Origin of the sequence: Segatella copri (assembly GCF_019249655.2) — a bacterium.
Taxonomy (GTDB): domain Bacteria; phylum Bacteroidota; class Bacteroidia; order Bacteroidales; family Bacteroidaceae; genus Prevotella.
In genome coordinates this window covers 316,721-330,000 of sequence record NZ_CP137557.1, presented here as the reverse complement: position 1 = coordinate 330,000, position 13,280 = coordinate 316,721, and the positions used below count along the sequence as shown (strand labels likewise).

The window sequence follows — 13,280 nt, the reverse complement described above, 5'->3', positions numbered from 1 at the left end:
TTCACTCCCCTGCTCGGGGTTCTTTTCACCTTTCCTTCACAGTACTCGTTCGCTATCGGTCTCACGGGAGTATTTAGCCTTACCGGATGGTCCCGGCAGATTCGCGCAGGATTCCTCGTGTCCCGCGTTACTCAGGATACCGCTATGCTTGATTTGGCTTCGTGTACAGGATTATCACCTTCTGTGATGTAACTTTCCAGATACTTCCACTCACCATTTCAATACAATGTCGCGGTCCTACAACCCCAGCAACGCCTTGCGACGCCACTGGTTTGGGCTGTTCCCCGTTCGCTCGCCACTACTAGGGGAATCATTCATTTATTTTCTCTTCCTGCAGGTACTAAGATGTTTCAGTTCCCTGCGTTAGCTCTCTTACTTGGTAAGAGTAACCGTCCTTCAGACGGCTAGGTTGTCCCATTCGGAAATCTCCGGATCAAAGGTTATTTGCACCTACCCGAAGCTTATCGCAGCTTATCACGTCCTTCATCGCCTCCGTGAGCCTAGGCATCCGCCATACGCCCTTTCTTACTTTCTTTACGACTGTATTCTTGTTACTCGTTTCCGAATAACGAATAAGTAGCTCATACTTTCAGCTGTATTCTAACTTGTGAAATCTCATCTTGCGATTTGATTCACTTTAGTCTGAACTAAAGTTCATTACTTACAGTTTTGCTTGTGTCAATATGTCAAAGATCTTCTTGCCTTGAAAGGCATAGTGGAGATTGTGGAGTTGAACCATTTTGCTTGAGCCATCCCTATATATTATATAATGTATAAGGAATCTCAGTCTCCTATTTTAATTAAACAGATGGTGCGTACAAGAAGAGAAGCGAACTTTTAATCAGATTCCTATATCTTCATAGGAAATTCGTCTCTCCAGAAAGGAGGTGTTCCAGCCGCACCTTCCGGTACGGCTACCTTGTTACGACTTAGCCCCAATTACCAGTTTCGCCCTAGGCCGCTCCTTACGGTCACGGACTTTAGGCGCCCCCGGCTTTCATGGCTTGACGGGCGGTGTGTACAAGGCCCGGGAACGTATTCACCGCGCCATGGCTGATGCGCGATTACTAGCGAATCCAGCTTCGTGGGGTCGGGTTGCAGACCCCAGTCCGAACTGAGACAGGCTTTAAGGATTAGATGCGCTTTGCAGAACACCATCTCTCTGTACCTGCCATTGTAACACGTGTGTAGCCCCGGACGTAAGGGCCGTGCTGATTTGACGTCATCCCCACCTTCCTCACACCTTACGGTGGCAGTGTCCCCAGAGTGCCCAGCTTTACCTGATGGCAACTAAGGAGAGGGGTTGCGCTCGTTATGGCACTTAAGCCGACACCTCACGGCACGAGCTGACGACAACCATGCAGCACCTTCACAGAGGCCCCGAAGGGCGTCATTGTCTCCAAATCCTTCCTCTGCAATTCAAGCCCGGGTAAGGTTCCTCGCGTATCATCGAATTAAACCACATGTTCCTCCGCTTGTGCGGGCCCCCGTCAATTCCTTTGAGTTTCACCGTTGCCGGCGTACTCCCCAGGTGGGATGCTTAATGCTTTCGCTTGGCCGCTGACCTATTCAGACCAACAGCGGGCATCCATCGTTTACCGTGCGGACTACCAGGGTATCTAATCCTGTTCGATACCCGCACTTTCGAGCTTCAGCGTCAGTTGCGCTCCAGTGAGCTGCCTTCGCAATCGGAGTTCTTCGTGATATCTAAGCATTTCACCGCTACACCACGAATTCCGCCCACTTTGTGCGTACTCAAGGAAACCAGTTCGCGCTGCAGTGCAGACGTTGAGCGTCTACATTTCACAACACGCTTAATCTCCGGCCTACGCTCCCTTTAAACCCAATAAATCCGGATAACGCCCGGACCTTCCGTATTACCGCGGCTGCTGGCACGGAATTAGCCGGTCCTTATTCATAAGGTACATGCAAAAAGTCTCACGAGACTCACTTTATTCCCTTATAAAAGCAGTTTACAACCCATAGGGCCGTCATCCTGCACGCTACTTGGCTGGTTCAGACTCTCGTCCATTGACCAATATTCCTCACTGCTGCCTCCCGTAGGAGTTTGGACCGTGTCTCAGTTCCAATGTGGGGGACCTTCCTCTCAGAACCCCTACTGATCGTCGCCTTGGTGGGCCGTTACCCCGCCAACAAGCTAATCAGACGCATCCCCATCCATCACCGATAAATCTTTAATCCCTTTCAGATGTCTTCTAGAGACGTCATTGGGTATTAGTCTTACTTTCGCAAGGTTATCCCCAAGTGATGGGCAGGTTGGATACGCGTTACTCACCCGTGCGCCGGTCGACGCCTAGAAAAAGCAAGCTTTCTCTATCGTTTCCCCTCGACTTGCATGTGTTAAGCCTGTAGCTAGCGTTCATCCTGAGCCAGGATCAAACTCTCCATTGTAAAATATCATTTTTACGTCTTGCCTCATTGCTGAAGCAATCGGTGTTTGTTGTCTGTACTTAGGACGAATATCCTTTTCGTTTATTGAAGCTTAGTAAACCTGACTTGTCAATTTCTTGACGGTTCGTTTCTTTTACCCAGTCAACTTTCTTATTTCTAAGAAGTTAACCGCTTCTTGTACTACTTGTCTGTTTATGTAAAATCTTTCAAAGAACTCTTTCTTTATTGCTTCGAGTAATGCTTGATTTCTCAAAAGCGAGTGCAAAAGTACTAACTATTTCCGAAACTGCCAAATGTTTTGAGGAAAAACTTTCATTTTTCTTTCAATTTTAACATTCAAAAACATTTCAAAGCTTCATTTTCAGCGTTACACCTTATTATATTATATATCATGAGGTGTGCACGAACACACACCACTATCAAGGCTACTGATAAGGGCTAAGAAATGGCCTCAAAAACACGCCAAAAGTGTTTCAAATGCTTTTTTAAGTGAAACCGTTTGTTTCCTTAAGGCAATAGTTCGTTAAAATTTGAGATAATGGCTAAGCAGCTTTACGTTGCCAGCCAAAGAGTTCTTTGATAGTATGACTAATTAACTTTCGGTTCGGTATTCTCCGACACTTGTTGAAAATTAATTTAGCGATGTATGTGCTTGCCATAATCTCCTTGAAAGAAGCCATGGAATACGGCAATTCATTTTCCTTCATCATCACTTTCGCAACATTCTGTGATGCGAATGATGCATTATAGGAAAAGTCCAACTGGTTCTTGTGTCTTGCTTGGCAATGCGTAAGACCAGTATATTGCTTTGCATCGCGAAAACAAAACTCTATTTGGAATCTTGAGCGGTATGTGCGCAACACTTCCTCACCCGACATGGATGTCTTTGTTGAGAAGAAAAGCTTGTGTTTTCCGTTCGGCATAACCCAAATGACAAGGCGCACTTTCTGCTTCAATGCCTTTGAATAGGCTATGAGTGTGTAGGCTGTGCCTTCAAGTCCTTCAATATGCAACTCTGCCATACGTGTGAGGTCAAGTTTCTTGTAGTTGATTTTTCCGTCAAGTGTCTTGGGACGTCCAGGCTTATTGGAACGAGGTCCCGTATACACATAATATAGGCTCGCAGTATCCCTGAAGCGGCTGACAAGATGGAAACCGCACTCTTTGATTCCGTCCACAAACGGACGGATAGAGAAGAAAGCGTCAGCGACAACAATATCGGTGACCTTCAACAAATCCTTCTTATAACGCTTGATGACCGCTATGTAATGTTGCACGAGAGTCATGTTACGCATTTTCAATTCTCCAGTAGATGGAGTCTGATGGGCGCGCAGCATCATGCAACTGTTGGCATGGACATCGACAAGTGCAAGCCCCATGATTTCAAGCCCATGCTTCATGGAACTTGCACAACCGGACCAGAAAGTACCGATATGCGGAGTCTTCTTACCCGACTTGCTGATGTAGCTCGGATCGATGGCTATAGCCAATAGACCATCCATATTCAAGTAACGTCGGCATAGGGCAAGGTTGAACTTCACCCAGTCTATGCATTTAGCACGACCACGGTTGAAGTTCGTTCTGTAGGTCTGCTCACAATGGGTGCCGTAACGCTCCATTTGAGTGAAATTTATCTTTCTTTGTATCGTCATGTACAATAAAAGTATTTCCAAGAGTAGACTCTCGAAAGTTTTGCTTAACTTTGCAGATGAACTTTTGATAGCATCTCTGCATATTTCCGTATATTGGTTGAGTGGTTCTGATGTCATATAACTTTGAGCTTAGAGAACTATAAAGTTACTGATAATCAGCCACTTAACCAAATTTTATTAGTTATATTACGTTAATTAACTCTCTCATTTTCAATCGATTACATAAGAATTAACAGAGTATTGAACTGTATTGCCTTATAGAAATTTCCTGACCGCTCCATTATTTTGATGACATTGATTTTTGGAACATGAATAAAAGTTTATCTTTTTCGTTCATGCGGATATTATCAGAATAATCGCCTTTTGTTATTTGATACCCGCATGGCTTGACCATAAAAACGCCTAAGCCCTTAGTGTATGAACTTACTTCTGAGGCGTAGTCTTTACTTGTATTTAATGGAACTTTCCCTTTAATATGACACCACTCATTATTGCAACTGATGTCTTCAATCTCAGACATCATTTTTTGCAAATCTGTAATAGCTTTGGAACTTGCCGCTTGGGGTATCTGCAACTCAAAATAGAGCATCGGTTCGAGAATGTCCACACCTGACTGTTGCAAGGCCAGCCTGAAGACATAAGGGGTCAGCTGTCTGAAATCAGCAGGTGTACTTACCGGGCTATAATACTCGGCTTGAGTAAAAGTTACTTTCAGATCAGTCACTTCCCATCCATGTAAACCAGATTGGCAAGACATACGAATCCCTTCAAAAACGGCATTTTGAAAAGAATGGTTCAGATAACCATAGGAGATGTCACTTTCGATTTGCAACCCTGTCCCTAACGGCAAGGGTTCAAGCGTCAGCCCTATTGTGGCCCAGTAAGGGTTGGGTGGCACTTCGATCTGAATAATCTTATTGACCTTTTTTACAGGTCGTTCTTTGTAGATAGTCTTGATCTCATCAAAATGGACCTTTACGGAAAATCGTTCTTCCAGCAATGTCTGTATGATTTCCTTTTGTGTCAAACCATATAACGAGATTTCCAATTCATCACTATATGAGTTTATGGAAAAGGACAAAGACGGGTCTTCAATCCACAATGTATTCAGAGCGGATATCACCTTGCTTCTCTCTTCGGACCTGTCTGGCCGGACGGAGGATTTGAGAGCGGGATGCTGATGAGATAACCCTTGAATCAAACAAGGTTTAGTACCTAAATAATCTCCGATTCGAAAATCTTCCATATCTTCTACAATCGCGATATCATTGGCCCCCACTTCATCAACATTTATCTCTCTGCCCTGATAAATAGTCTTTAGATTTTTAATCTTGATGAATTTTTCCGAATCGTTGATTCTTACAATGTCTCGAAGTCTCAGACTTCCGTCAATTATTTTTAGAAAACTTCTTTTATGTCCTTTGGGGTCATGCTCTATCTTATAGAGATAAGCTGAAAGTCTGTTTGAGACTGATTCTGGAGGAAGTATAAAAGAAGAGATGGCGTCCAACAACTCATTGATACCGATATTGAACATTGCTGATCCATGTAGTACCGGATAGACTTTGGCTTTTGCCACAAGATCGATTATCGTATTCCAATAATCAGCCGGTGAAATTTCGCTATCCGCCAAATATCGTTCTAATATATTGTCGTCATGGTTGCATACAAATTCTTTGTATTCTTCCTTTATATATGTTTGGGAGCAAATCGGATAAACCAATCCATCGACAACAGTTTGCATAAACAGGACATCTTGAGACAGATTTGTTTTTATATCCAGATACAAACGCTCTAAATTCACACCGTCACGGTCAATTTTATTGATAAATATAATTGTCGGGATTTGCAGTTTTTGTAAAGTATTGAACAGCAACTTTGTTTGCGCTTGTATGCCTTCCTTTGCGGATAAGATGAGGACTGCTCCATCAAGCATTTTGAATGTCCGCTCCACTTCCGCAATAAAATCCATGTGTCCCGGAGTGTCAATGATATTGCATTTCACTCCATTCCAGATAATAGATGTCGTAGAAGCCCGAACAGTAATTCCTCTACGTTTCTCTATATCCATAGAGTCTGTTATGGTGTCACCATTATCCACACGGCCGCACTTTTCCGTTGCTCCACTGGCAAACAGCAGATTCTCGGTTACGGAAGTTTTTCCTGCATCAATGTGAGCAAGAATTCCTAAATTTATAATATTCATTTGGATTAAGCAATAATATACTACAACAATAGTTCGTTAAAATTTGAGATAATGGCTAAGCAGCTTTACGTTGCCAGCCAAAGAGTTCTTTGATAGTATGACTAATTAACTTTCGGTTCGGTATTCTCCGACACTTGTTGAAAATTAATTTAGCGATGTATGTGCTTGCCATAATCTCCTTGAAAGAAGCCATGGAATACGGCAATTCATTTTCCTTCATCATCACTTTCGCAACATTCTGTGATGCGAATGATGCATTATAGGAAAAGTCCAACTGGTTCTTGTGTCTTGCTTGGCAATGCGTAAGACCAGTATATTGCTTTGCATCGCGAAAACAAAACTCTATTTGGAATCTTGAGCGGTATGTGCGCAACACTTCCTCACCCGACATGGATGTCTTTGTTGAGAAGAAAAGCTTGTGTTTTCCGTTCGGCATAACCCAAATGACAAGGCGCACTTTCTGCTTCAATGCCTTTGAATAGGCTATGAGTGTGTAGGCTGTGCCTTCAAGTCCTTCAATATGCAACTCTGCCATACGTGTGAGGTCAAGTTTCTTGTAGTTGATTTTTCCGTCAAGTGTCTTGGGACGTCCAGGCTTATTGGAACGAGGTCCCGTATACACATAATATAGGCTCGCAGTATCCCTGAAGCGGCTGACAAGATGGAAACCGCACTCTTTGATTCCGTCCACAAACGGACGGATAGAGAAGAAAGCGTCAGCGACAACAATATCGGTGACCTTCAACAAATCCTTCTTATAACGCTTGATGACCGCTATGTAATGTTGCACGAGAGTCATGTTACGCATTTTCAATTCTCCAGTAGATGGAGTCTGATGGGCGCGCAGCATCATGCAACTGTTGGCATGGACATCGACAAGTGCAAGCCCCATGATTTCAAGCCCATGCTTCATGGAACTTGCACAACCGGACCAGAAAGTACCGATATGCGGAGTCTTCTTACCCGACTTGCTGATGTAGCTCGGATCGATGGCTATAGCCAATAGACCATCCATATTCAAGTAACGTCGGCATAGGGCAAGGTTGAACTTCACCCAGTCTATGCATTTAGCACGACCACGGTTGAAGTTCGTTCTGTAGGTCTGCTCACAATGGGTGCCGTAACGCTCCATTTGAGTGAAATTTATCTTTCTTTGTATCGTCATGTACAATAAAAGTATTTCCAAGAGTAGACTCTCGAAAGTTTTGCTTAACTTTGCAGATGAACTTTTGATAGCATCTCTGCATATTTCCGTATATTGGTTGAGTGGTTCTGATGTCATATAACTTTGAGCTTAGAGAACTATAAAGTTACTGATAATCAGCCACTTAACCAAATTTTATTAGTTATATTACGTTAATTAACTCTCTCATTTTCAATCGATTACATAAGAATTAACAGAGTATTGGTGGTAAATCCTTAGTCATATCTGTTTGTATGAAACCTGGAGCCACTGCATTCACTGTGATGTTACGAGGGGCTACTTCTTGAGCTAAAGCTTTTGTCGCTCCTATTAGCGCTGCTTTTGCAGTACTATAATTTACCTGACCTACCATTCCTTTCAAACCAGAAAGCGATGACATGTTTATAATTCTTCCACCTCGTTTACGAGGCATCATATGTTTCAATAGGCGTCTTGTGATATAGAAAAAGCCGTTAAGATTTGTGTTAAGTACATCATGCCATTCCTCATTAGCCATCATAAACATAACATTGTCTCGACGAATACCTGCATTGTTTACTAACACAGAAATATAATCATCAGGATGTCTTTGCTCCCACAGGTCAATCGCATTTTCTATAGATTGTGAATCTGCAACATCAAAAGGTAGCAACTCTGCATAACCTCCGTTCGCCTCAATTAGTTCCTTTACCTCATTAGCACTTTCGGAATTAGAATGATAATTGATTATGACAGGATACTCATTTGCTAAGCGCAAAGCCACTGCACGTCCTATACCTCGCGAGGCTCCTGTTACTAAAGCATATTTCATATTTATTAATTGTTTTATTATATTTTTTGAAGAAACGCACTTGGTATATAGGCTGTGGCCATTGTTACCAAATCATCTACTACCACGCCTACTCTCTGTTGCCCCTGCCAGCGTGCAACTATTCCAACCACCCCTTTGAATACACCATCAATAACCTTTACCAACTGTCCTTTCTCGAACTTTGGCACTTCGACTAATGACACGATTGTATTATCCGCATCGGCAGCACAGATGATTTTGAGACTTTCCATCTGATAGTCTGGAACTATCATAGGAACCTTCTCTATTCTGCGCCCAACGTGGACGTGACGATAGTAAAAACGAAGGAATGGGAGATTTACGTTGTCGTAAACAAAGGTTTTGAGTTGTTCTTCGGTACCGTAGGCGAAGAAGATGTTGGGTAAACGTGACTCGATAACAATTTTGCGCTTACCTTTTATAAGTTTCACTACCTCGGTGGTAGGATAGAAAGCCGTGATGCCTTTGGCGGTCATATAGTCGTATGCTTTTTTCTCTCTACCATAGGTGGTGCGTAAAGCATACCAATGAGGAATTTCTTCCTCTTTTTGCGCTTTAGACTTACTTGCTATATGGGCATTTCTGGTGGACACCCCTGTTTGTGAACTCTCGGCGGAAACTGTGCTTTGAGCTTCGGGGAGGGCGTTGGAGGTAAGTCCAGCGCAAGGAGGGAATTCACCTCCTCCTGAGGTGTGTACATCTTCTGATGTCCATTCATCGACTTTCATATCGGTGCTAACTTTTTTCTAGACAGAAATCCGTTAAATTGCGACAAAAAAAGCGTGGAATCGTCCTGTTGTCCATTCCACTTCCTGAGGCTCTAGCAATTGCCTATCATAGTTGAACAGACAACGTCAGAGCCCACGCCGATATGAAAATCATGTCCGTGTAAAGAGACCTATATAATACATTTGATTGCGCCCGAAAGGGTACAATCTATGCTTACAAGGTCTCCACGGGATTGAAATAATCACACCCGGGACATCTACCGTTGACCATATTCAAGACTATGATTAACTGTTAATTTGCTAGATTACAGGAAGTCTTAAACACAGCGTCGATAAACGCCTTCCATTATGTCTGGATTGCTTTCCCACCCAAAGCCCGCTTTCGTATAGATATGTCATGGTTGACTTCACTACACTCAGCACGGCGTAGGCTGCCGACTCGGTTATCATGAAAGAACTCGTCTTACAGCGACAACTGCGGTCTGGCTATACAATCCGACTGCAAAAATACGAAAATTTATTGAGAAAAGACAAGAAATGGCAGGAATTATAAATACTGCAACACAAATTTAAGACTATTTAAGCCTAATCGCTTTAATATCTCAGAAATTTTGTATAAACAAATACTGTTTTTCATTACTTTGATATCAAAATGTGAACGAAGAACTATCTGTGTTTAGATAATTTATATAGTATTAAGAAAAAGTAGTAGCAAACAAACTCATAATAAGTTTGCTTGCCACTTTATAAATAGACCAATTAAAGACCAATTCGGACCTTCCTTTCTTGTTGTACTATAGTATCTGCGTAGAATTCTCCCGATTTGATAGTGTTGTTTTCTTTTTGAGGTTTATCACTTATATCCTTTTCTTGAACAGGTGGTGCCAATTCTAACTGTATTTTTCTATCCAATGCTGCCAGTTCCGTCTTCAGACTTTTCAGCTCTTCTTCTCTCTTCCAGACCTTGGAAGCAATTTCCTTTAGTTGCGGTATCTCCTTCTCCAGTGTCCTGCATCTTGAATCATACTGTTCAATGTACCCTTGTATCTTCTGCAGGGCATTCACAAAGTTATTTGCCGCAGCTATCGGGTCAGACTTGGCGAGATGTCCGTTGTTGTACTGATACTTGTAATGGCCCTCAACAACAAAGCGGTTATCAACGAAGGGAAGACCGCTCTCAAAGCTTGTCTCGCTTACGACCTTGATAGGAAATCCATAAATTGCACCTATTTCCTTGTATTCCCCATCTGTCCTTTCCGTTTTTGCCATCCTTTGAAGCTGTTTGCCTATCACTTCCAGATTATTGGACTCGAGACCGTTAAGGGTGATGAGATTGAGAATATTCCCGTCCATATCCTTCTTTGCCTGACTCATAAACTTGTCATAGTCCGCTGTCATGCCTTTGAGTATAGTCCGATTGCCGTCCAGCTCTTCTGACTTTGACTTCAGTTTCTGTTCCGAATCACGCTTGCCCCTGTTGAACGATTTGCGCTCACCCTCCAGAGAAGCAATCTTCTTCTCCAGCTTTGCCTTGTCAAGCAAGTCGGTATTTCCGGAGAGAATAGCCATATACTCGGAAAAATTCATGCCCGATTTCTCGTCCATCGCTCCCTCGTCAATGGTTCTCGCCCCCAAGGCTCCGCTTTTCAACTGCGAGATAAAAGTCTGCTTGCAGTGCAGGAGGTTAAACTTGTACGAGTCAAGCGACTTTTCCACCGCATAGATGATGACATCCACCTTGTTGTCGGCATAGATTTTGGCAATCTCGTTGCCGGCACGCACACCTCGACCGTCACGCTGTGCCAAGTCTGACGGTCGATCGGGTAGGTCAAGGGCATTGCTGCCCTCTTCCCCCCTAAGAACCGTACATGAGAGTTTCCCCTCATACGGCTCAAGCTTTTCTAAGCCTCTGTTTGTATGCAGAGACCGGCTCAAACTACTTCTTGTTTCCATTTGATTTGCGGGATAATTTAAAACATTCATCATGAACCAACAGATTGCATTTCTTTCCGTTTTGAACGGTTGGCATGACATTCCATGCCTTGTGCGTATCAATAGGCTCACCGCATATAGGACATTTGCGTCCTTGCTTTTCCCATAGGTACAGCAGTGACTTGCGTCCTTTTAGCGTAACAAGCATTTTCGACTTCTTTCTTTTATAGAAGTACAGACGACAGTCTGCATCAAACGGGTTCATGTCTCCTTTAATCTGCGTGTATTGCAGGAATGGAAACGATGAAGTCAGAGACAATAATGTCAATTGGTCTTCCTTTCCGTTTGGTTTCTTGAATTTTGAAGCGAAAGTCCATTTGTTCCCTCGAATGTCATGCCAATATCGGTCTTTTATCCACCGTTTCCCTTTCTTGGAATGACGGCGTTTTGCCCATTGCCATAGTGAGAGGAATATCTGATGGTCGATTCTGTGAAATGAATCACGTGTCGCCCCATGCTGATAATAACCTCCCCATCCTCGGATTTTAGAGTTCAACATTCTGATTAACGACTCCTGTCTGCAACCCTTGTTCTCCTTAATTACCTTACGGATATTCTCCATAAAGCGTTTCTCGGATTTCTTTGTCGGCTTGGTCAATATGTCCTTGCCGTATTTGCGGATATTAAAGCCAAGAAAATCAAAACCGTCATGCACGTTGGTTATCACCGTCTTTTCCTCTGATAAGGTCAGACCTCTTTCAGACATAAATTCAGCAACCAATGGCTTGATTTCATTTTCAAGAGTTTCCTTGTTCTCGCAAGTGATGATAAAATCATCCGCATAACGTACAAGGTTCACCATTGGTGAATACAACTTACCATTAACATGATGGCGCTTATATCTATCTGCAAGAGCTTTCTGCAATCCGTCCAAAGTCATATTGGCAAGTGTCGGAGAAATTATACCACCTTGCGGTGTTCCTTCCTCGGTCGGGAACATTTGCTTGTTGAAAACATAGCCACATTTCAACCATTTTCGGAGTATTGCCTTATCCATTGGGATATTGGCAAGTAACCACTCATGGCTGATATGGTCAAAACACCCTTTTATGTCACCCTCCAAAATCCATTCGGGAGAATATCCCTTTCGGAGAATGTTATGACATTGCTGTATTGCATCCATACAGCAGCGTTCCTTGCGGAAACCGTATGAACGAGTATCAGCTGTAGTTTCTGATACAGGCTCCAATGCCATAAGATAGAGTGCTTGCATGGCTCTGTCTTTCATTGTCGGTATTCCCAACGGTCGCAGTTTGCCGTTGCTCTTCTTGATATGAACTCTTCTCAGCGGCATTGGCTGGTAGCCTCTGCGTTTGAGTTGGGTTATTGCTTGCATTTTAGCTTTAGGGGTATCCCATATTTCTTTGTCAACCCCAGGAGTACAACCACCCCCGTTAGAAGTAACCCTCTTTACGGCTAAGGCTTTTGCGTAAAAAGAGTGGGTAAGCGTCCATTGCAAGGCTTTCACCTTGTTATGTCTGCCTTCCTTCTGAGCCTTTACAATACGAGCTTGAAGCTTCTTAACAGCTTGCTCCGCCTTAGTCCAGTCTATTCTGTCCCAATTTGATTGCAGGTTGTCAGTCGGCGCACACGATTGGTCGAGGAGATTTTCTTTGATTTTATCGTTCATTTGCATTCCTACTTTAAAAAGTTCTAAAAGTTTATTGTAAAGAATTACCATTTGGCTAATGTTGGGTATTTGCCTCCCAAACATTACCACAGAAGTCTGCCCACTTTCGTGGTAGGTTGATGTTGTCCCTTGTCAACTCGTGATAAGTGGCTCAAACCCTATCCGTCCCATTACAGAACGGCATTCGCTTTCTCTGTTATCTTATACCTGCACATCATTCAGCATCCATTACTTTCAGCTTACCTGTCTTTTGTCTGACAGGAGATGTACAGGCTTACCATGTTCCACATAGATAACTAACGGATAGGTTAGGTTCTGTCTCATCCTCCGACGGTCTTTACATCCGTGTAATCCTACCATGGAGAGGATTATCTGACCGCATCCCATTTTGGGTAGAGTGTATCAGTATCTTGCACTCTTTTACGACATTACGAAGTTTACTAACAGTTCGCTTACGCTAACCATACTATCCAGCCTCGCCACTCTACGGTATGATACTAACCATACTTGACTTCCCCTCACGGTTCTGTCTTGTCTTGTGAAAGTGTACTTTGTCCCGACCGCTTAATACAACATTAAGGTGCATCGGTCGGTAGGCTACCGCTGACGGAACAGCGGGTTAAAACTGATACTTAAAGTATCATTCCA

Annotated in this window: 6 protein-coding genes, 2 rRNA genes and 1 pseudogene (1 of these 9 cut by a window edge); all 9 read right to left on the bottom strand. The window is 43.1% G+C overall.

Annotated elements, in window-relative coordinates:
- A 23S ribosomal RNA gene (locus tag KUA49_RS01285) occupies positions 1-535 on the bottom strand (it extends 2,361 nt beyond the left edge of the window).
- Between the two features lie 345 nt (positions 536-880).
- A 16S ribosomal RNA gene (locus KUA49_RS01280) occupies positions 881-2,412 on the bottom strand.
- The 16S and 23S rRNA genes sit together here, the layout of an rRNA operon.
- Positions 2,413-2,954: 542 nt before the next feature.
- Positions 2,955-4,064, bottom strand: coding sequence for a transposase (locus tag KUA49_RS01275; RefSeq protein ID WP_237474194.1), 1,110 nt, complete (start codon positions 4,062-4,064; stop codon positions 2,955-2,957).
- Between the two features lie 280 nt (positions 4,065-4,344).
- Positions 4,345-6,270, bottom strand: a complete 1,926-nt coding sequence (tet(Q), locus tag KUA49_RS01270; RefSeq protein WP_002560998.1) for a tetracycline resistance ribosomal protection protein Tet(Q) — start codon at positions 6,268-6,270, stop codon at positions 4,345-4,347.
- A gap of 55 nt (positions 6,271-6,325) precedes the next feature.
- Positions 6,326-7,435, bottom strand: coding sequence for a transposase (locus KUA49_RS01265; RefSeq protein ID WP_237474194.1), 1,110 nt, complete (start codon positions 7,433-7,435; stop codon positions 6,326-6,328).
- Between the two features lie 244 nt (positions 7,436-7,679).
- Positions 7,680-8,264: pseudogene (locus tag KUA49_RS01260) on the bottom strand (SDR family oxidoreductase); the annotation flags it as partial.
- Positions 8,265-8,281: 17 nt separating this feature from the next.
- A complete protein-coding gene (locus tag KUA49_RS01255; protein ID WP_117664206.1) occupies positions 8,282-9,010 on the bottom strand; it encodes a UpxY family transcription antiterminator in 729 nt (242 codons plus the stop codon).
- A gap of 759 nt (positions 9,011-9,769) precedes the next feature.
- Positions 9,770-10,963, bottom strand: a complete 1,194-nt coding sequence (locus KUA49_RS01250; RefSeq protein WP_233522338.1) for a DNA methylase — start codon at positions 10,961-10,963, stop codon at positions 9,770-9,772.
- A complete protein-coding gene (ltrA, locus tag KUA49_RS01245; RefSeq protein WP_049702337.1) occupies positions 10,947-12,632 on the bottom strand; it encodes a group II intron reverse transcriptase/maturase in 1,686 nt (561 codons plus the stop codon). Before ltrA ends, KUA49_RS01250 begins: the two co-directional genes overlap by 17 nt.
- Positions 12,633-13,280 lie beyond the last annotated feature (648 nt).

Coding starts and splice junctions, on each gene's coding strand:
- KUA49_RS01275 (WP_237474194.1), bottom strand. CDS start 4,064: ATGACGATACAAAGAAAGATAAATTTCACTCAAATGGAGCGTTACGGC.
- KUA49_RS01265 (WP_237474194.1), bottom strand. CDS start 7,435: ATGACGATACAAAGAAAGATAAATTTCACTCAAATGGAGCGTTACGGC.
- KUA49_RS01255 (WP_117664206.1), bottom strand. CDS start 9,010: ATGAAAGTCGATGAATGGACATCAGAAGATGTACACACCTCAGGAGGA.
- KUA49_RS01250 (WP_233522338.1), bottom strand. CDS start 10,963: ATGGAAACAAGAAGTAGTTTGAGCCGGTCTCTGCATACAAACAGAGGC.
- ltrA (WP_049702337.1), bottom strand. CDS start 12,632: ATGAACGATAAAATCAAAGAAAATCTCCTCGACCAATCGTGTGCGCCG.